Origin of the sequence: Oricola sp., assembly GCF_965230365.1 — a bacterium.
Classification (GTDB): domain Bacteria; phylum Pseudomonadota; class Alphaproteobacteria; order Rhizobiales; family Rhizobiaceae; genus Oricola.
Genome location: NZ_OZ246003.1, coordinates 812,400 through 831,249, shown reverse-complemented (window position 1 = coordinate 831,249; position 18,850 = coordinate 812,400). Strand labels below are relative to the sequence as shown.

Annotated in this window: 22 protein-coding genes; 7 read left to right on the top strand and 15 right to left on the bottom strand. The window is 62.7% G+C overall.

All coding sequences use genetic code 11. From position 1 onward, the window contains the following. The first annotated feature begins 4 nt into the window (after positions 1–4). From ACO06R_RS04045 to ACO06R_RS04030, 4 genes are all read left to right on the top strand, one after another. The gene (locus ACO06R_RS04045) at positions 5–1,237 is read left to right on the top strand and encodes a divergent polysaccharide deacetylase family protein (protein WP_421856403.1); all 1,233 of its coding nucleotides are present in this window, start codon (positions 5–7) and stop codon (positions 1,235–1,237) included. 5 nt (positions 1,238–1,242) lie between these two features. After that, positions 1,243–1,779, top strand: coding sequence for an RNA pyrophosphohydrolase (locus tag ACO06R_RS04040; RefSeq protein WP_421856400.1), 537 nt, complete (start codon positions 1,243–1,245; stop codon positions 1,777–1,779). Next, the gene (locus tag ACO06R_RS04035) at positions 1,776–2,492 is read left to right on the top strand and encodes an aspartate/glutamate racemase family protein (RefSeq protein ID WP_421856397.1); all 717 of its coding nucleotides are present in this window, start codon (positions 1,776–1,778) and stop codon (positions 2,490–2,492) included. Before ACO06R_RS04040 ends, ACO06R_RS04035 begins: the two co-directional genes overlap by 4 nt. 68 nt (positions 2,493–2,560) lie before the next feature. Next, entirely contained in the window at positions 2,561–3,061 is a 501-nt protein-coding gene (locus ACO06R_RS04030) for a GNAT family N-acetyltransferase (protein ID WP_421856394.1), read from the top strand. Between the two features lie 55 nt (positions 3,062–3,116). On the opposite strand, the gene ACO06R_RS04025 is transcribed toward ACO06R_RS04030, so the two are convergent. The 9 genes from ACO06R_RS04025 to ACO06R_RS03985 all read right to left on the bottom strand — a co-directional run bounded on the left by ACO06R_RS04025 (position 3,117) and on the right by ACO06R_RS03985 (position 10,040). After that, entirely contained in the window at positions 3,117–3,521 is a 405-nt protein-coding gene (locus tag ACO06R_RS04025) for a F0F1 ATP synthase subunit epsilon (protein WP_421856391.1), read from the bottom strand. Between the two features lie 7 nt (positions 3,522–3,528). Further along, positions 3,529–3,747, bottom strand: a complete 219-nt coding sequence (locus tag ACO06R_RS04020) for a hypothetical protein (protein ID WP_421856388.1) — start codon at positions 3,745–3,747, stop codon at positions 3,529–3,531. Positions 3,748–3,751: 4 nt separating this feature from the next. Further along, positions 3,752–5,215, bottom strand: coding sequence for a F0F1 ATP synthase subunit beta (atpD, locus tag ACO06R_RS04015; protein WP_421856385.1), 1,464 nt, complete (start codon positions 5,213–5,215; stop codon positions 3,752–3,754). Between the two features lie 14 nt (positions 5,216–5,229). After that, a complete protein-coding gene (locus ACO06R_RS04010; protein WP_421856382.1) occupies positions 5,230–6,108 on the bottom strand; it encodes a F0F1 ATP synthase subunit gamma in 879 nt (292 codons plus the stop codon). Between the two features lie 35 nt (positions 6,109–6,143). Then, positions 6,144–7,673, bottom strand: a complete 1,530-nt coding sequence (atpA, locus tag ACO06R_RS04005; protein WP_421856379.1) for a F0F1 ATP synthase subunit alpha — start codon at positions 7,671–7,673, stop codon at positions 6,144–6,146. Next, positions 7,673–8,236, bottom strand: a complete 564-nt coding sequence (locus ACO06R_RS04000) for a F0F1 ATP synthase subunit delta (protein WP_421856376.1) — start codon at positions 8,234–8,236, stop codon at positions 7,673–7,675. Before ACO06R_RS04000 ends, atpA begins: the two co-directional genes overlap by 1 nt. Positions 8,237–8,445: 209 nt before the next feature. After that, the gene (locus tag ACO06R_RS03995; RefSeq protein WP_421856373.1) at positions 8,446–8,838 is read right to left on the bottom strand and encodes a DUF4345 family protein; all 393 of its coding nucleotides are present in this window, start codon (positions 8,836–8,838) and stop codon (positions 8,446–8,448) included. A 147-nt stretch (positions 8,839–8,985) separates the two neighbouring features. Next, the gene (locus ACO06R_RS03990) at positions 8,986–9,114 is read right to left on the bottom strand and encodes a hypothetical protein (protein ID WP_421856370.1); all 129 of its coding nucleotides are present in this window, start codon (positions 9,112–9,114) and stop codon (positions 8,986–8,988) included. A gap of 86 nt (positions 9,115–9,200) precedes the next feature. Next, entirely contained in the window at positions 9,201–10,040 is an 840-nt protein-coding gene (locus ACO06R_RS03985; protein ID WP_421856367.1) for a helix-turn-helix domain-containing protein, read from the bottom strand. A 126-nt stretch (positions 10,041–10,166) separates the two neighbouring features. Here ACO06R_RS03985 and ACO06R_RS03980 point away from each other — a divergent pair, with 126 nt between their 5' ends. Then, positions 10,167–10,376 carry a DUF2061 domain-containing protein gene (locus ACO06R_RS03980; protein ID WP_421856364.1) on the top strand — a complete coding sequence of 70 codons (210 nt, stop codon included), beginning with the start codon at positions 10,167–10,169 and terminating at the stop codon, positions 10,374–10,376. A 21-nt stretch (positions 10,377–10,397) separates the two neighbouring features. Here the strand turns inward: ACO06R_RS03980 and ACO06R_RS03975 are convergent, their stop codons facing one another. Beyond that, entirely contained in the window at positions 10,398–12,590 is a 2,193-nt protein-coding gene (locus ACO06R_RS03975) for a primosomal protein N' (RefSeq protein ID WP_421856361.1), read from the bottom strand. An 86-nt stretch (positions 12,591–12,676) separates the two neighbouring features. Between ACO06R_RS03975 and fsa the strand changes: the two genes are divergently transcribed. Next, the gene (fsa, locus tag ACO06R_RS03970; RefSeq protein ID WP_421856358.1) at positions 12,677–13,330 is read left to right on the top strand and encodes a fructose-6-phosphate aldolase; all 654 of its coding nucleotides are present in this window, start codon (positions 12,677–12,679) and stop codon (positions 13,328–13,330) included. A 109-nt stretch (positions 13,331–13,439) separates the two neighbouring features. Here fsa and ACO06R_RS03965 read toward each other — a convergent pair whose 3' ends face one another. Further along, on the bottom strand, positions 13,440–14,336 hold the full coding sequence (locus ACO06R_RS03965) for a 1-acyl-sn-glycerol-3-phosphate acyltransferase (protein WP_421856355.1): 897 nt from the start codon (positions 14,334–14,336) through the stop codon (positions 13,440–13,442). 154 nt (positions 14,337–14,490) lie between these two features. Continuing rightward, on the bottom strand, positions 14,491–15,129 hold the full coding sequence (gene msrA / locus ACO06R_RS03960) for a peptide-methionine (S)-S-oxide reductase MsrA (RefSeq protein WP_421856352.1): 639 nt from the start codon (positions 15,127–15,129) through the stop codon (positions 14,491–14,493). Between the two features lie 261 nt (positions 15,130–15,390). Here msrA and ACO06R_RS03955 point away from each other — a divergent pair, with 261 nt between their 5' ends. Next, positions 15,391–16,503, top strand: a complete 1,113-nt coding sequence (locus ACO06R_RS03955; protein ID WP_421856349.1) for a Glu/Leu/Phe/Val dehydrogenase dimerization domain-containing protein — start codon at positions 15,391–15,393, stop codon at positions 16,501–16,503. On the opposite strand, the gene ACO06R_RS03950 is transcribed toward ACO06R_RS03955, so the two are convergent. From ACO06R_RS03950 to ACO06R_RS03940, 3 genes are all read right to left on the bottom strand, one after another. After that, positions 16,500–16,850, bottom strand: coding sequence for a carboxymuconolactone decarboxylase family protein (locus tag ACO06R_RS03950; protein ID WP_421856346.1), 351 nt, complete (start codon positions 16,848–16,850; stop codon positions 16,500–16,502). The genes ACO06R_RS03955 and ACO06R_RS03950 overlap by 4 nt on opposite strands. Positions 16,851–16,957: 107 nt before the next feature. Then, a complete protein-coding gene (locus ACO06R_RS03945) occupies positions 16,958–18,349 on the bottom strand; it encodes a styrene monooxygenase/indole monooxygenase family protein (protein WP_421856343.1) in 1,392 nt (463 codons plus the stop codon). Further along, on the bottom strand, positions 18,346–18,828 hold the full coding sequence (locus ACO06R_RS03940) for a flavin reductase family protein (RefSeq protein ID WP_421856340.1): 483 nt from the start codon (positions 18,826–18,828) through the stop codon (positions 18,346–18,348). The genes ACO06R_RS03945 and ACO06R_RS03940 overlap by 4 nt, the downstream gene beginning before the upstream one ends. Positions 18,829–18,850: the final 22 nt, after the last annotated feature.

Genomic DNA, 18,850 nt, shown 5'->3' with positions numbered 1-18,850 from the left:
TCCCATGAACGATCTCGACGCTCCACTCGGACAATCGCCCGGCGCGCGGCGGCGCAGCACGACCAAGCGCGACCAGGCCGAAATCGGTACACGCTATGCCGCCAAGCCGCGCAACCGGACCGGTCGCATGACAATCGGTCTTGTCGCCGCCGGCGTCATCGGCCTCAACGCCTATGCGCTTGCGGCCCGCGACACGCTGCCGCAAACCGCCTTGATCACCCTCGACGACACACCTGCTGTCGCCATGCAGACGACCGGTTCGACCGTCAGTGCCGATCCGGCGCCCGCCCACGGTGTAGAGATCGTGTATCAGAGCACTGGCTCGGATACGGACGCAGCGGACGCGCCGCCGCCGCGCTCCGACGATGAGGACTACCGGATATCGCGTGACGGACCGCGGGTCATAGTCGTGCGCGACCCGGCCGAGGCGACCGCCGGCCAGCCGCTGCAGCTCGCTCATCTGCCGGACGACGAGGCACTGGAGGCCAGCGAATGGGGCGAGCTCCCGGTACGCACCGCCGACGGGCGCCGCCCGATGGACATCTATGCCAGGCCTTGGTCGCGGGCCGGCGGCAAGCGGATCGCCATCGTGATCGGCGGCCTCGGACTATCGCAAACCGGAACGCAACAAGCCATTCGCGATCTGCCGCCGGAAATCACGCTCGCATTCGCGCCGCAAGGCAACAGCCTGAACCGCTGGATGCGCAAGGCGCGCAGCAAGGGCCACGAGCTCCTCGTCCAGGTGCCGATGGAGCCGTTCAACTATCCGCAGAACGATCCCGGGCCACAAACGCTTCTCGCTGCCGGCCCGGAGGCCGACAACATCGACAAGCTGCGCTGGGCGCTGGGCCGGTTGACCAACTATACCGGCATCGTCAACTATCTCGGCGGGCGGTTTTCTGCCGACGAAGCGGCTGTTTCCCCTATCCTGCGCGAAATCGGCCAGCGCGGCCTGCTTTATCTGAATGACGGCACGGCGGGTAACGAGCGCCTGCAAATGCTCGCGCGCGCCTATGATGTTCCTTATCTCAGCGGCCAGATCGTGCTCGATACCTCTCAGGACCCGACAGCAATCAAGGCGCGGCTGAAGCAGCTTGAAGAATACGCCGAAGGTGGCGGCTATGCGGTTGGTACCGGATCGGCGTTGCAGCCGACGGTCGATACCGTCGCGGCCTGGGCAAACGACGCCAAGAAACGCGGCTTTGAGATTGTCGGCGTTTCGGCGTTGGCACGGTAACGGCGATGGCAAGCAAGACGAAAAAAATCCTGGCCGCCGACCTGCCCTATCGGGCCTGTGTCGGCATCATGGTGCTCAATGACGACGGGTTGGTGTGGGCCGGTAAGCGCGCCAAGGAAGGCAACACCGAATACACCGGCCACCCGAAACTCTGGCAAATGCCGCAGGGCGGCATCGACAAGGGCGAGGATCCCTACCCGGCCGCGTTGCGCGAGCTTTACGAGGAGACCGGCATGCGGTCGGTCGAACTGATCGAGGAAGCCCCGGAGTGGATCAACTACGATCTGCCGGAGCATCTGCTCGGTATCGGACTTAAGGGCAAGTTCCGTGGCCAGACGCAGAAATGGTACGCATTCCGCTTCACCGGCAACGACAGCGAGATCCAGATCGATCCTCCGCCGGATGGCCACGAGCGGGAATTCGAGGAGTGGGGCTGGCTGCCGATGCACGACCTCCCGGACTTGATCGTACCCTTCAAGCGCGCGGTTTATGAAGAACTCGTGCGCGTCTTCGGCCATCTCGCCGGGAGCCGGCCGTCATGATGCTGATCGGACTTTTAGGCGGCATGAGCCCCGAGTCCACGGGCATCTATTATCGCGCCATGAACATGGCGATGCGCGATGTCCTCGGCCAGCAGCATTCCGCCCGCATCCTGATGCATTCGGTCGATTTCGAGCCGATCCGGCAACTTCAGCACGAGGGCAAATGGGGCGAGTGCGCGCGGATCCTGGTCGAAGCCGCACGCAGCCTGAAAGCCGGCGGCGCATCGTTTCTGGTGCTCGCCACCAACACCATGCACAAGCTGGCCGAAGAGATCGAGGAAGGCTCCGGTCTGGCGCTGCTGCACATCGCTGATCCGACCGGCGAGGCGATCCAGCGCGCCGGGTATCGAAAGGTCGGCCTGCTGGCTACGCGTTTCACGATGGAAGAGCGCTTCTATCGCCATCGGCTCGAGCAGCGCTTCGGTCTTGAAATCGCCCTGCCCGACGAGGACGAGCGCACCGACATCCATCGCATCATCTATGAAGAACTGTGCGTCGGCCGAATAGAACAGACGTCAGCGGCCCGTTTCCGGCAGGTGATCGACCACATGAAGTGGGCCGGATGCGAGGCGGTTATCCTTGGCTGCACTGAAATCGCCATGCTGGTCGACGGTGGCACCTCGCCGCTGCCGGCGTTCGACACCGCCGTTCTGCACGCCCGCGCTGCTGTTGCCTTGTCGCTACAGGGTGAAAGGCTTGGGCTCGGGCGATAAACAAGCAGCTGCACCGTTCGGAACAATGAACCAGGAATGCCATCGGCGGAACAGGAAGGGAAATGGTCATGATCATCGAGAAGACCGAATTCCGAATTGCTGATCCCGCAGACCGTCTCGGCATATTGGCGCTTCACCGCCGTGCCTTTGGCCGAGAAGACGAAGCCCGGCTAGTCGACACGCTTACGGACGCCGCGTGCGCAACCGTGTCGATGGTCGCCCGCATCGACGGGATGATCGTCGGTCACGTCATGTTGTCGGAACTGCAAGGACCGGAACGCAGCCTGGCGCTGGCGCCCCTTGGGGTCGATCCGGACTGGCGAGATTTTCAGATCGGTACGGAATTGACCCGCCGGGCGATATCGGTGGCCCGGAAAGACGGTTGGCTTTGCGTCTTCGTGCAGGGCGATCCCGTCTATTACGGGCGGTTCGGCTTCAAGAAAGGGGTCGCAGAGGGTGTGAGCTGTGACCGGCAAGGGCCGCATTTCATGGCGCTCGAACTGGAAAACGGCGCCCTGAATGGATATCGCGGCGAGATACGTTATCCCGATGCGTTTGGCGCGGCGTAGAAAACGAAAAGGCCGACCCAATTGGATCGGCCACCAACCCTTGCGGCGCTTGTCCTCAGGCTGAAATCGCCGCCTGAAGCGTCGTCAACTGGTCGAGATAGCCCTGCGCCTTGGCGCGGGTCTCGTCGTCCTTGGCGTCCTGAACGTCCTCGCGCGCTTCCTGCACGCGGCGCTCGATGTCGGCGCGGTCGAGATCCTTCACATTGACCGCCGATTCGGCGAGCAGCGTGCAGGAGTCCGGCACCACATCCACAAAACCGCCGAACACCACGTAGCGCTCGTCGGCGCCGCCGGCGTCCTTGACCTCGACAACACCCGGCTTGACCGTCGACATGACCGGAGCGTGGTTGGAATAGACCGTGAAATAGCCTTCCTCGCCCGGCACGACCACTTCCGTTACGTCTTCCGACACCAGAAGCCGTTCCGGTGAGACAAGCTCGAATTTGAATGCGTCAGCCATCTGTCCGTTACTCTGTTTTCGGTTTCATCAGCGACAGCAAAAAGCCTGTCAGGGCACCGATGACCGCCCCCGCGGCGATATTGATAACGACGGTGTTCCGGAACGTCGAACCGATGAACTGATCGAGCGATTCCGGCCCGATCAGGAATCCGACCAGCGCCCCGGCCAGGGCGAGTTCCGCAACCAACATCCAGCGTTTCGCCATATCGCCGCCGCGCCCGGTCAAACCGTCAGGCCGCTTCCGCGGCCAGACGCTGTGCTTTCTCCACCGCTTCCTCGATCGTACCGACCATGTAGAAGGCGGCTTCCGGAAGATGGTCGTACTCGCCTTCGACCAGGCCCTTGAAGCCCTTGATGGTGTCGGCCAGATCGACCAGCTTGCCCGGCGAACCGGTGAACACCTCGGCCACGAAGAACGGCTGCGACAGGAAGCGCTCGATCTTGCGGGCGCGCGCAACGGTCAGCTTGTCCTCTTCGGAAAGCTCGTCCATGCCGAGGATGGCGATGATGTCCTGCAGCGACTTGTAGCGCTGCAGTGTTTCCTGCACCGAGCGCGCCACTCCGTAGTGCTCTTCGCCGACGATCATCGGGTCGAGCATACGCGAGGTAGAGTCGAGCGGGTCAACGGCCGGGTAGATACCCTTTTCCGAAATCGCGCGGTTGAGAACCGTGGTCGCGTCCAGGTGGGCAAACGAGGTAGCCGGCGCCGGGTCGGTCAAGTCGTCGGCGGGCACGTAGATAGCCTGCACAGAGGTGATCGAGCCCTTGGTGGTCGTCGTGATGCGCTCCTGCAGGGCGCCCATGTCGGTCGCCAGCGTCGGCTGATAACCCACGGCCGAAGGAATACGGCCGAGAAGCGCCGACACTTCCGAACCTGCCTGGGTGAACCGGAAGATGTTGTCGACGAAGAACAGCACGTCCTGGCCCTGATCGCGGAAGTACTCGGCGATGGTCAGGCCGGTCAGGCCGACGCGGGCACGCGCACCGGGCGGCTCGTTCATCTGGCCGTACACAAGCGCGGCCTTCGAGCCTTCGCCGCCGCCGGCCTTGTTCACGCCGGATTCGATGAATTCGTGATACAGGTCATTGCCTTCACGGGTCCGTTCGCCAACGCCGGCGAACACCGAGTAACCGCCGTGTGCTTTAGCGATGTTGTTGATCAGTTCCTGGATGAGGACGGTCTTGCCAACGCCGGCGCCACCAAACAGGCCGATCTTGCCGCCCTTCGCATAGGGTGCCAACAGGTCAAGGACCTTGATGCCGGTGATGAGGATTTCGGCTTCTGTCGACTGGTCGACATATTCCGGTGCCGGCTGGTGAATGCCGCGCTTTTCCTCAAACGTCACATCGCCGGCTTCGTCGATCGGCTCGCCGACGACGTTGATGATGCGACCGAGCAGCTGCGGACCGACCGGAACGGCGATCGGCGTGCCGGTGTCGACCACGACCTGGCCGCGCACAAGACCTTCGGTGGAATCCATGGCGATGCAGCGCACGGTGTTCTCACCGAGGTGCTGCGCCACTTCCAGCACGAGGCGCTGTCCGTTGTTGTCCGTTTCAAGCGCGTTCAGGATCTCCGGCAGGTGATCGGAGAACTGGACGTCGACGACGGCGCCGATAACCTGTGCGACCTTGCCTTCCGGCCCCTTGGCCAACGTCACGGCGGCGCTCTTCTTTGCTGCTGCTCTTGCCATCGTGTTACCCTTCCTTACAGCGCTTCCGCGCCAGAGATGATTTCAATAAGTTCCTTGGTGATCTGCGCCTGACGCTGGCGGTTGTAGCTGAGCGTCAGCTTGTCGATCATTTCACCGGCATTGCGCGTCGCGTTGTCCATAGCCGTCATGCGCGCGCCCTGCTCCGATGCGGCGTTTTCCAGAAGCGCCCGGAAAACCTGCACCGAAATGTTGCGCGGAATGAGGTCGGCGAGGATTTCCGATGCTTCCGGTTCGTATTCGTATGAGGCATCGCTGGCCGCAGCCTCGTCGCCGCCTTCCGTTGCCGCCGGAATGATCTGCTGCGCCGTCGGCGTTTGCGAGATCACCGATTTGAACTCGGAATAAAACAGCGTACAGACGTCGAACTCGCCGGCGTCGAACAGCTCAATCACCTTCTTGCCGATCTCGTCGGCATTGGCGAAGCCGAGCGTCTTGACCTCGCGCAGATCGACCCGGTCGATGATGTGATCGTTCAGGTCGCGGCGCAGGACATCATAGCCCTTCTTGCCGACCGTAAGGATCTTCACCGTCTTGCCGGCGGCGATCAGGCCGCGGGCGTGATCGCGCGCAAGCCGCGAGATCGACGAGTTGAAGCCGCCGCACAGACCGCGCTCAGCCGTACAAACGACGAGAAGATGCGTCGCGTCGCCGCCGGTGCCGGTCATCAGCTTCGGCGCATCGTCGCCATCGCCCAGCGTCTGCGCGATATTGGCGAGCACCGCGCCCATGCGCTGCGAATAGGGGCGCGCCGCCTCGGCGGCCTCCTGCGCACGACGCAGCTTGGCCGCCGCGACCATCTGCATGGCCTTGGTGATCTTCTGCGTCGCCTTGACCGAGGCGATGCGGTTCCTGAGATCCTTGAGTGAAGGCATTCCGGACTGTTCCGTTCTCTCGTTCGGCCTCTAGGTCACGCGAAGGTTTTCGCAAAGGCGTCGATCTGTGCCTTCAGCTTGTCTTCGATGTCGTCATCCAGTTTCTGTTCGGTGCGGATGGCGTCGAGCACATCCTGACCGTTGGCGCGCAGATGCGCCAGCAGGCCCTGCTCAAAGCGGCCGACATCGGCAACCGACAGGTCATCGAGATAGCCCTTGACGCCGGCATAGATCACCGCGATCTGCTCTTCGGTCTTCAGTGGCGAGAACTGCGGCTGTTTGAGCAGCTCGGTCAGGCGCGCACCGCGGTTGAGCAGACGTTGGGTTGCGGCGTCGAGGTCGGAACCGAACTGGGCGAAGGCGGCCATCTCACGATACTGGGCGAGTTCGCCCTTGATCGAGCCGGCAACCTGTTTCATCGCCTTGATCTGGGCCGACGAACCAACGCGCGACACCGACAGACCGACGTTCACGGCCGGGCGGATACCCTGGAAGAACAGGTCGGTTTCAAGGAAGATCTGACCATCGGTGATCGAGATCACGTTGGTCGGAATGTAGGCCGACACGTCGTTGGCTTGGGTTTCGATGATCGGCAGCGCCGTCAGCGAGCCCGCGCCGTGGTCTTCGTTGAGCTTCGCGGCGCGCTCCAGCAGGCGCGAATGCAGGTAGAAGACGTCGCCCGGGTAGGCTTCGCGGCCCGGCGGGCGGCGCAGCAGCAGCGACATCTGGCGGTATGCGACAGCCTGCTTGGACAGGTCGTCATAGGCGATCAGCGCGTGCATGCCATTGTCGCGGAAATACTCACCAATGGTGCAGCCGGCGAACGGTGCGAGATACTGCATCGGCGCCGGGTCGGACGCGGTCGCCGCGATGACGACGGAGTATTCCAGCGCACCGCGCTCTTCGAGCACCTTCACGAACTGCGCGACTGTCGAGCGCTTCTGGCCGACAGCGACATAGACGCAGTAGAGCTTGTCCTTTTCCTCGCCGGAATCGTGGATCGGCTTCTGGTTGAGGAAGGTGTCGAGCACAACGGCGGTCTTGCCGGTCTGACGGTCGCCGATGACCAGCTCGCGCTGGCCACGACCGATCGGGATCAGCGCGTCGATCGCCTTGAGGCCGGTCGACATCGGCTCGTGCACCGATTTGCGCGGGATAATGCCGGGCGCCTTGACGTCGACGCGAGCGCGATCCTTGGTCTTGATCGGGCCTTTGCCGTCGATCGGGTTGCCGAGCGCGTCGACCACGCGGCCAAGCAGTTCCTTGCCGACCGGGACGTCCACGATGGCACCGGTCCGCTTGACGGTGTCGCCTTCCTTGATGTCGCGGTCGGCACCGAAAATCACGACACCGACATTGTCGGTTTCGAGGTTCAGCGCCATGCCCCGGATGCCGCCGGGGAATTCGACCATCTCACCGGCCTGGACATTGTCCAGACCGTAAACACGGGCGATACCGTCGCCCACCGACAGGACGGAACCGACTTCGGAGACTTCGGCTTCCTGCCCGAAATTCTTGATCTGGTCCTTAAGGATTGCGGAGATTTCCGCGGCGCGAATATCCATCAGCCGACCTCTTTCAGCGCAAGCTTCATTGATGACAATTTTGTTTTAAGCGACGTGTCGATCTGGCGCGAGCCGATCTTGACGATCAGTCCGCCAAGCAGCGACGGATCGACAGTCAGTTCGATCTCGACGTCCTTGCCGGCAACGTCCTTCAACGTCGCCTGGAGTTCTTTCTGCTGGGCTGCGGTCAGCTTCAGCGCACTGGTGACCTGGGCGGTCACGATGCCCTTGTGCGCGGCAGCAATGTCGCGGAACGCGACGATCATGCCCGGCAGCGCGAACAACCGGCGGTTTGCGGCCACAACCTTGAGGAAGTTGCCGAACACGCCATCGAAGCCTGCCTTCGCGGCGATCGCTTCGATTGCCTTCGACTGATCCTCGGCGGAAAAGACCGGGCTTTTGATCAGCCGGTTCAAATCCTCGCTTTCGCCCAGCAACGCCTCGAAGGCGGCGAGCTGCTGTTCGACCTTGTCGGTCGAACCGGTCTCGAGCGCGATGTCAAAAAGTGACTGCGCATATCGGGAGGCAACACCTGACGTGGGAGATGAACTGGCCACTGGCAATCGCTTCTCTGTTATTGCCCAATGCGCAAGCGATGAAACAGCCTAGGTGGCATTGCTTAACGCATTGATCTTATTGATTTTTCGAAATCCGCAGCATGAGATGATGGCGCACCCCCCCTGCGAATTGCGAGCCGTCTAGCATATGCTTTTCGCCCACGCAACACGATCACACTCGCCTTTTGTCGTAAGTCGGGCCGATTCCGGGCTGGTTAGGGCACAATGCCGAACGCATAGACAAGCGGGCCAGCGGCCAATGCGATCTCGATCATGATGGATATCCAGTTGAAGGAGGTGTTGCCGCGATCGAAGATTATGGAGATCAGCCGCCCCAACGCCGTGAACGCCCAGCCGGCGCCGAGCACCATCCAGATGAAGGGTTGGCCGAACATGACGGCCAGCAACGCGGTGCCGAGATAGAATCCGGCCATGGTTGCCCGGCTCTCCGATACGGCCTCCGGAACGCCGGGCGCTGTCTGCAAGCGCATGATCGAGAACGCCGTGCGCGGCACGAAGAAGCAGATAAGCCCGAAAACCAGGGTGACGAAGGCCGACGCCCAAGCCAGCCACTCTCCGGGCGATTGCGGCGGTATCAACGATATCATGTTGCAGGCTCCGTTCGCGGCAACGGCCGCCATTCTGGGCGATCCGGCCTTTGCGATGCGGTTATGGGTAACGTTGGCGCAGATGACAAGCATCTCCGCCCCCGCAGCCGGGTGTCGCGAGACAATCCGGGTGAAATGCGCCTGCGCCTAGAAACCGAAATAGCCGAAGAAGTCGATCAAGCCCTCGACGAAGAACCGCAACAGATCGTTGTTGTTCTGCGTCGTATCCCAGATCACAACGATCAGCAGACCGAATATGGCGGCAATCATCTTCATGCGTGCGATGATAACCCGACGGCACTTAGGGAAAGTTAACGCCGAGATCAGGATTGAGGGCAACCGCCTGCTGTCAGGTCGCCCGCTTAACTGCCAAGTTCACGTATCACTCTGGAGAACGAACGTGCATCGATCTCTGATTCGCGGACGATGTGATCGAAATGCTGGGTTAACGCCCGCACCTGCCGGCTTTCACGGAACACCATGTAGAACTGTCCCACATAGACGACGCCCAACATCTGGCCGAAAACGGTAACGGGCGCCGAGAAGACGCGCTTGCTTTCGAACATGTAAACGCGCAGCGACGGATATAGCCGCTCGGCGCTTTCCGCCATTGCCTCAATCTGCCGCCGCCTGACATCTTCCGGCAATCCGCTCCAGTAACCTTCGCCGCGCGCCAGCGAACTGACCTTGTCGATCGGGACGCAGATCTCGTAGTCGCTGCCGGGGGCCAACAGCCATTCGACCGTGTCGCGCAGGGAGTGCAGCGCCTGTTCGGGCGTCCTGGCAAGAAATGCCGCATATTCCCAGTCAAGCACCTCTTCTGTCTTCAGGATGTCCGGCAAGGTCGCGGGAACATGCCGGATCTTGTGACCGGCCGCTTCGCGATGCCACGCGATTATCTGGTCATCGGCGGGCGTGCGTTGAGCGTCGGCGAGGCCGATACTGGCCGACAGCAGTTCGGCGGCAGTCTCGCTTCTTTCGCTTAGGCCCAGCAGCCAGTCAGCACTGACACCCAACGCCATGGCGATCTCGGCGGCCAGGTGCGCATTCGGCAATCGCAGTTCGTCGTCGTTCAATATCTGCGCGACTGTCGAACGGTCGGCGCCGCACATGCGCGCAAGGCTGCTTTTCGAGATGCCGGACGCCGTCATCCGCTCGGCCACGCGATTTCTGAACTGTCGTGCCCGATCTTCCTTGCGCATGCTGTATTAATACCCTCCTCAAGATAATTATCAACACACGGGAAAAATGTTTCGAAAACGCCGAATTGCCGACACCACCTCAGAAAGACTATCTCCGGATCAGAGACGAAAAAACGGAAACCGGCAATGGAAAGCAAAGCGCGAACCTTGGCCAAGGCAATGACGTGGCAGGTGATCGGCCTGATCGTGATGACGGCGCTCGCCTGGTGGCAGACCGGATCGGCGGGCGGCGCGGTGACCCTCGCCCTGTCGGCGAACCTCTGCAGCATCGTCACCTACGTCCTGCACGAACGCATCTGGGGCCGGGTCCGCTGGGGCCTGCGGCTCATTGGCTGACGTCGGGCACGCGAACGCCGCCTACAGGAAGGACTGCGGGTCGACATCCACATTGACGCGCACCGATCCGCGCGCCGGACCGGCGCCGGCAAGCATCCGGCGCAGGAACGCCTGGATATCGGCCCGTTCCCCGCCTTGCACCAACAACCGAAAACGGTGCCGCCCGCGGATCATCGCGAGTGGCGCTTCCGCCGGTCCCAGAACCATGATGTCGCCGGCAGCGGGCGCCGCGTTGCGCAATGTTCTTCCATGCGCCTCGGCCTCGTCTCGTGTGGCCGCCGAAATGATGATCGAGGCCAACCGCCCGAACGGCGGGAATCGGGCGCGCTCACGCTCGGCAATCTGGCTTTCGTAGAAAGCCTCGGCATCGCCGGTAACGATCGCCCGCATCGCCGGATGATCGGGCTGAAAGGTCTGGATCAGGCCGCGGCTTTTTTTGCCGGTCCGCCCCGCCCTGCCGGTCACCTGGTTGAGCAGCTGGAACGTACGTTCCGCCGCGCGCGGATCGCCATTGGCAAGGCCGAGATCGGCATCGATGACCCCAACCGTCGTCATGTTTGGAAAGTTGTGCCCCTTGGCGACCAGTTGCGTGCCGATCACGATATCGGCCTGCCCCTTGGCGATGGCATCAAGTTCGAGGCGGAGGCGCTTCACCCCGCCCATGATGTCGGATGACAGCACCACCGTGCGCGCCTCCGGAAAGCGGTCCACTGTCTCCTCGGCAATCCGCTCCACGCCCGGTCCGCAGGCGACGAGATGGTCCAGCGCGCCGCATGAGGGGCAGGCTTCAGGCATCGGCTCGGTATGGCCGCAGTGATGGCAGACCAGCTTTTCGCGAAAACGGTGCTCCACCAGCCAGCTTGAGCATTCGGGGCACTGAAACCGGTGCCCGCAAACCCGGCACAGTGTCAGCGGTGCGTATCCCCGCCGGTTGAGAAACAACAGTGCTTGCTCGCCTCGCTCGAGCGTCTCTGCGACGGCCTGGACAAGCGGCGGGGCAATGAACCGGCCGCGCTCCGGCGGAGTACGCCGCATATCGATAGCGCTCAGGCGCGGCAGCGCGGCCTCGGCGAAACGCCGTGCCAGGCGGATATCGCCGTAGCGGCCACTGCGTGCGTTGTGACGGGTTTCCACCGACGGCGTGGCGCTCGACAGGATGACCGGAAAACCGCCCAGATGGCCGCGCACCACAGCCATGTCGCGCGCATTGTAGAAAACCCGGTCTTCCTGCTTGAAGGCCGCATCATGTTCCTCGTCCACGACGATCAGGCCAAGGTTTTCGAACGGCAGGAACAGCGACGAACGTGCACCGGCGACGACGCGGACACGTCCGTCGGCGACCTGCCGCCAGACGCGCTCGCGGGTCTTTGGCGCCAGGTCGGAATGCCACTCCGCAGGTGGCGCGCCGAACCGGGCGTGGAAGCGCTCCAGAAAGGCCTGTGTCAGCGCGATCTCCGGCAACAGGACGAGAACCTGCCGGCCAGCCGAAAGCGCTGCGGCGATCGCCTCGAAATAGACCTCGGTCTTGCCCGAGCCTGTCACCCCTTCCAGCAATGTCACCGAAAACCCGCCACCGGCGGCGGGCTCACAAAGCCGGTCCGCCGCCTGCCGCTGTTCGTCCGACAGCGCCGGCGGGCTGTAGCCTGGATCGGGCGCGGCAACCACCGGCAGCGGCGGCAGCATGACCGGTTCGAACGTGCCCGCGCGCGCCAGCCCGTCGATCACGCTCAGTGAAACGCCAGCCGCATGCGCCAGGCCCGAACGGCTCCAGACCAGCCCGTCCTCGGCAAGTTCGATCACCCGCCGGCGCGCCGGAGTCAGGCGGTCGGGCCGGCCCGCGGTGATCCGCAGACCCGGTGCCGGCGGTTCAGGATCGAAGGCCGCCGGCGCGCGCAGCACCATGCGTGCCACCATGCCAGGCGGCGACAGCGTGTAACGCGCCACCCAGTCGACGAAACGCCGCATCGCCGGGACCACTGGCGGACAATCGAAAGCCTGCGTGATCGGCCGCAACTTCTTCGGGTCGACCGGTTTGCCCCCGGACGCATCGTCCCAGACGATTCCCGGCACCTGTCGCGGTCCGAGCGGCACCTGCACGATCGACCCGGCAACGACAGAAATGTCGTTGGGTACGCTGTAGCTGTATGGATGCTCCGAAGGCGTCGGCACGAGCACCGGCACGGACATCAGGGAAGAGTGCGAATCTGCGGCCATTTACCCGTGACCTTGCCGCTTCTTTCGTCTAAACGGAACCCCGATGAACCCGCCGCACCCGGCGAACGCCAATCAGGAAACCAACAATGAAATTCTTTGTCGATACGGCAGACGTCGCCGAAATCCGCGAACTGAACGACATCGGCCTGCTTGACGGTGTCACGACCAATCCGTCGCTGATCATGAAGTCGGGCCGCGACATCACCGAGGTGACCAAGGAAATCTGCGGCATCGTCGATGGACCGGTTTCCGCCGAGGTCACGGCCACCGACTTCGACGGCATGATGCGCGAGGCGGCTGTGCTCGCCAAGATCGCCGACAATATCTGCATCAAGCTGCCGCTGACCTTCGAGGGTCTGAAAGCCTGCAAGGCGCTGACCTCCGATGGCCACAAAACCAACGTCACGCTGTGCTTCTCGGCCAACCAGGCGTTGCTCGCGGCCAAGGCTGGCGCGACCTTTATCTCGCCTTTCATCGGACGGCTCGACGACACCGGCCTCAACGGCATGGAGCTGATCGGCGAGATCCGTACGATCTACGACAATTACGGCTTCCAGACCGAAATCCTCGCCGCCTCGATCCGCACCGTCAACCACGTCAAGGAAGCCGCCATGATCGGCGCCGACGTCTCGACAGTTCCGCCGGCAACGCTGAAGGCACTGGTCAAGCATCCGCTGACCGACAAGGGCCTCGCGGCATTCCTCGCCGACTGGGAAAAAACCGGCCAGCAGATCGCCTGACCGGAACTACAAGCGCCAAGCAGCGGCCCGGTTGCATCCGGGCCGACGCAACATCGGCGCACGGGCGCGGTGCGCACCCGCCGGTTGCCATCATTGATTGCGGTTTGCTTTAGCTGAACTCGGCCTTGGCGTCGTCGCGCAACACATTCTCGCAAAAGTGCTGCAGACGAACCGTCAGGTCTTGCACGTCGCCCGACAGGCTGCCCGGTTCGATCGGCTTGCCGACTGTCATCCGGAACGGCCGGCCCTTCTTGTTCAAGAGCTCATGGAACACGGTCATGTCCCGAAGTTCCGGCGTGCGGTGCGACAGCAGATAGAACAGCTTTGAATTGCGCGCTTCCATGTGCATCGGAATGACCGGCACGTCGAAGCGCTTGGCCATCTGGATGCCCGTCGCCTGCCAGGGGCGCTCGTTCAGGCGGTTCTTCGCCCAATAGGCGATGCGGCCGGACGGGAACAGTACGATGGCGCGTCCGTCGGAAAAGGCGCGGCTGGTGCGCACCAGCGTTTCGCGGCTCTTGGAATGGGACTTCTCGCTCGCCCGCCACTCGACCGGGATAATGATCTCCGACAGCCGCTTGCTGACACGAACCGCGTCGCGATTGGCGAAAAACACCAGGTCGGGCCGGGTATCCTTCAGCATGTCGTAGACCGCCACGCCGTCGGCGATACCGGTTGGATGGTTGGACACCATCACGAAGCCGCCCTGTGCCGGCAGGTTTTCCTTGCCTTCGACGGTCACGTCGAGTTCAAGCAGCCGGCTGATATACTCGAAACAGTCGATCCCGCTGATATCCGCGACATCGTCGGCCATCTTTACCGCGTGGCTGTAATACAGCATCCGGTAAAGGGCCGGGCGCAGCAGCGGCCACAGCGGATGCTTGACGAGCGTCTGGCCGCGCTCCTCGATAAGCTGATCAACGATGTGGGTATTGGCGGAGCAACGCGAATCTGACCGACCAGTGACGATGTCGGTAAAAGCCGAAGAAGCGGATTGGAATTCCATGGCCATTGGTCCGGTGGGCAGATCGCCGTCGTGTTACCGATTTCTGTATCGATAGTATGACAGACAGTGCCAACATGGAACCCGAATCCGCGACCCTGGGTCACGGATTCTGAAAAGTCGTAATGTTTCTCGCGGCTTGGCCGATCCGAACCGATCAGCTGCCAGGCTTGTTCACGCCGCTATAAGCCTCTTCCATCCAGAGCTGGCGCACCCGCTGATCGCGTCCGCATGCCTTTCGGTAACCTTTATAGGCCTTGGCTCGGCTCACAAGGCCGAATCGCGTCAGCTGCCGGACCTGGCTGGTGGCATAGTTCTGGTGGTATTCCTCGGCCTCCCAGAAGGCGGGCAATGCCTCGACAGGCGTAACCACGCTTCGCCCGAGAACCTCTTGCGCCTTGGCGAGTTCCTCGCGCGCGATCCGCGCTTCCGCCTCGCCATTGGCGTGGATGGCCGTGGAATAGGAATGGCCGCGATCGCAGAACTGCCCGCCGGCATCGGTCGGATCGATGGTGCGCAGAAAGGCCGCGACCAGTGTGCGGTAATCGGTGACATTCGCATCGTAATCGACCTTGACCACCTCGCGATGCTTGCCGTGGTTGCGGTAGGTCGGATCGCGCAATGTCCCACCGGCATAGCCCGACGTGGTGGCGATGACGCCGGCCATATGGTCGAAATCGCTCTCAACACACCAGAAACAGCCGCCGGCGACAATCAGCGAGCGGATTTCGGCCTGCGCAGGGAGTGCGAAAAGAGAAGTAGAAAACGCCAGGGCGGCGAGGATGGGTCGCAACATGAAAGATCTCCAATGACTGCTTAACAGCTACCGCCGCGCCCGCGATCTTCAAATCATATCCGAACACGCTTGCGTGAGGGCGCTGGGCCGCCGCAGCGCAACACGGCTATCATGCGCCGCAACATAAACCGCTGAAAAGCAACGAAGTTTCTCCGCATGACCGGGCGGCGACCGTTTCTGCCACGTGGCGATGCAACTTCGAAACCAAAGAACCCGGCATCGCGCTTACAATCGGGCCACGAAGTGCGAGGAGGAACTGCAATGCTTCAATCTCTCACAAACCCGGGCAAAACCGGCACGACCGGCAGCCTGACGATCCACGACATCACCGCCGAGGCGGCACAATTGCCCGACTATGACGGCCACGAGATCGTGTTGCACGGCATCGACCGGCGGCGCGGCCTGGATGCCATTGTCGCCATCCACGATTCGACACTCGGCAAGGCCTTCGGTGGAACCCGCATCTGGCAGCACGACACTTTCGAGACGGCGCTCAGCGACGTGCTCAGGCTGTCGCGCGGCATGACGGCCAAGGCGGCGATCTCCGGCCTGCCGCTCGGCGGAGGCAAGGCGGTGATCATCGCCGATCCGCAGCGCGACAAAACCCACGCCATGCTCGAAGCCTATGCCGAGATGCTGCAGGCGCTCGACGGCATCTTCGCGACCGGCGAAGATGTCGGCGTAACGTTGGCCGATGCCGATTTCCTGCGCGCCCGCACGCCCAATGTCTCCGGCACGACCATCGGCGGCAGCGGCAATCCCGCGCCCTTTACCGCCCAAGGCGTCTATCTCGGCATCAAGGCGGCAGTCCACCACCGCTTCGGCCACGATATGCTTGCCGGCAAGTCCATCGCCGTGCAGGGCCTCGGCTCCGTCGGCTGGGCGCTCTGCGAGAAGCTGCATGCCGACGGCGCAAGGCTGACGGTGGCCGACATCGACGCCGCGCGCGTCGAGGCCGCGGTGACCGAGTTTTCCGCCCGCAAGGCCGCCGCCGACGCAATCCTGGCCGCCGATACCGACGTCTTCGCGCCCTGCGCATTGGGCGGCGTGCTGTCCGCCGAAATCATTCCCGTGCTCAGGGCGGAAATCGTCGCCGGTTCGGCCAACAACCAGCTTGCGACCAACGCCGATGCCGACCGCCTGGCGGCGCGCGGCGTCCTTTATGCGCCGGACTATGTGATCAATGCCGGCGGGCTGATCAACGCCGCATTCGAGGTCCTGCCAGGCGGCTACGACCGGACGCGGGCCGAAGCGACGGTCGCCCGTATCCCGGCAACACTGGACAAGATCTTCCGCGATGCGGCCGCCAGCGGGCGCACCACCGAAGCCGTCGCCGCCGGCATGGCCGAAGCCCGTATCGCGGCTGCGGCCTAGCCGGCCTCGCTCAACGCGTCGAAGGCGCTCAGCGCCTCGGCGCCATAGATCATCGACGGGCCGCCGCCCATGTAGAGCGCCACCGAGATCGTCTCGATCACCTCCTGGCGGGTCGCGCCGTGCCGGGCCGCGGCCTTGGCGTGAAACGCCAGGCAACCGTCGCAACGCGCCGCGATCCCGATGGCCAGCGCGATCAGTTCCTTGGTCTTGGAATCGAGCGCGCCCGGCGCAATCGCCGCGCGGGCAAGCTCGGCAAAGCCCTTGGCCGGCTCCGGCATCGACTTGCGCAACTCGGCCATGCGCTTGTTGGTCCGGTCGGTGAAATCGCTCCAGTTCTGCTCTGCCATCGCTCGCCTCCGTTTGTCGCTTCCATTTCCTAGCGTGGCACCCACAACACCGGATTGACGGCGATCAACACACAGCCGGCGAACCGTAACGCGGTGCCGCTTTCAGGTCAGGCAAGCCGTGGATTGGCCAGCGGATGACCGCTGCGCGAACCGCCGATGACCTGCCGCAATTGGCCGAGCGCAATCGACATCTTTGCTTTCCGGTCGACGCTTCCGGCCTTTCCGCCGGACAGCGCATCGATATATTGCCGCGCCTTGGCATCGTCCTGAAACCGCTCGGTCAGAAGGTTCGGGTCGTCGAAATTGTTGACGAAGTCGTTGGCGATCTTTTGTTGCAGCGAGGCGTCGTTGATATCGCCTGTGCTGCCATATTGCGCACAGAGCAGGCGGATGCCGGCCGGCGTGATTTCCTCCAGCAGAATGTTGTTGAACGCATTGGTGTTCTTGCCGACCTCCTCGTAGTAGCGATCGAAGGTTGCGTTCATCCAGGCTTCGCTGAAATCGCGGTCCGTATTCTTCTTGGCTTCGTCGAGAAGCACTCGGATTTGCCGGTAACAATTGTTCGCGCCCTGGCCGCCGATCGGATCGAGCGTGTTGGCCGTATCACCCACCGCCATCACCTTGGCGCCCGAAGGCAATGTGCCGACAGGCCGTTTGTAGCAGGGCCGGACCGAACCCTTCAGCCAGCCCCTTTCGTCGGTCAGAACCGCGTCCTTGATCCAGTTGTAATCCCAGGGAATGTACTCCTTGAACAAAGCCTTGGCCTGGTCCAGCACGTCCTGGCCGTTCTTGCAGTCGTCGAACTTGTCGAAAACGCGCCCGGGCTTGGCCTCGAAGATCGCGTTGAAGCACTGGTAGCCGTCGCGATGCCAGTAAGGCACGCTGAACTGCTCGCCCTCGGAACCGAAGAAGTTGAACTTGATCCCGTGGGTCATCAGGATGCCTTCGTCCGAACGGTCCATCGCCACGTTCCTGATCACGAACATCGCAAGTTTGCGCTGCGGCTTGTCGTAAACCGAGCGGGCCTCGTCCACCTCGAACAGTTTCCCGATATCGGCTTTGCCGGCAGCGACGAGCGTCAGGTCGGCCGCAGCCGCGATCTCTTCCAGCGCGGGGATGTCGACATTGGTCACGACTGTCTTGCCACCACGCTTCTCGAACTCAAGCGTCCACGCATGCGATTGCAGCCGCACGTCGATGGCCAGTGCAGGCCGATCCAATCGGCCCATGAGGTCGATGAGCTGACGGCCAGGCTTAGGGCAGAAGGTCAGGTGCACACCATTGATCGGAGTGGAGTCGTTCCACTGGTTGAGCCCCAATTCGTCCTCGAGATCGATCGATGAGGCAAAGCGGCAGGCGGTGCCGGTGGGCGGCACCTTCGTCAGCCAGTCCTCGGCGCTGAGGTTGGAGTAGATGGTGACGTCATGCCCCTGGTCCAGAAGGCCGATGCCGGCGACCAGCCCGCTGATACCGGACCCGATGATCGCGATCTTGCTCATGTGTCTTGTTCTCCCTGGCGGGCCAAGGCCTGGTAGCTGCCGCCGTGATAGAGCAGCGGACGGCCGTCATTGTAGGCATAGCCCTTGATTTCGCCGACGAGGATCTCGTGATCGCCGGCATCGTAAGCGGCATAGAGAGCGCAACCGAACTGTGCGATAGCGCCCTTGATGGTGGGAATTCCGCCGAGGCTCGCAAAGATCACCTCATCGAATTCCGGTTTGCCGGCAAAATGGTTCGAAACATCCTGCTGGTCTTCGGCCAGGACGCTGACCCCGAATTCCCCGCACTCGACAATAACGCCCAGCGCCCGGGCCTTTTTCGAGACGCAAACCAACAGCATCGGCGGCTCGATGGACACGGATGTGAACGAATTGGCCGTCATGCCGTGATGGGTGTCGCCGGACCGTGCGGTGATGATCGTTACCCCGGTGGCGAACTTGCCGAACGCGGTGCGCAGGTCACGCGGATTAACTGCCATGTTCAACCCCTCGTCCGCGCCG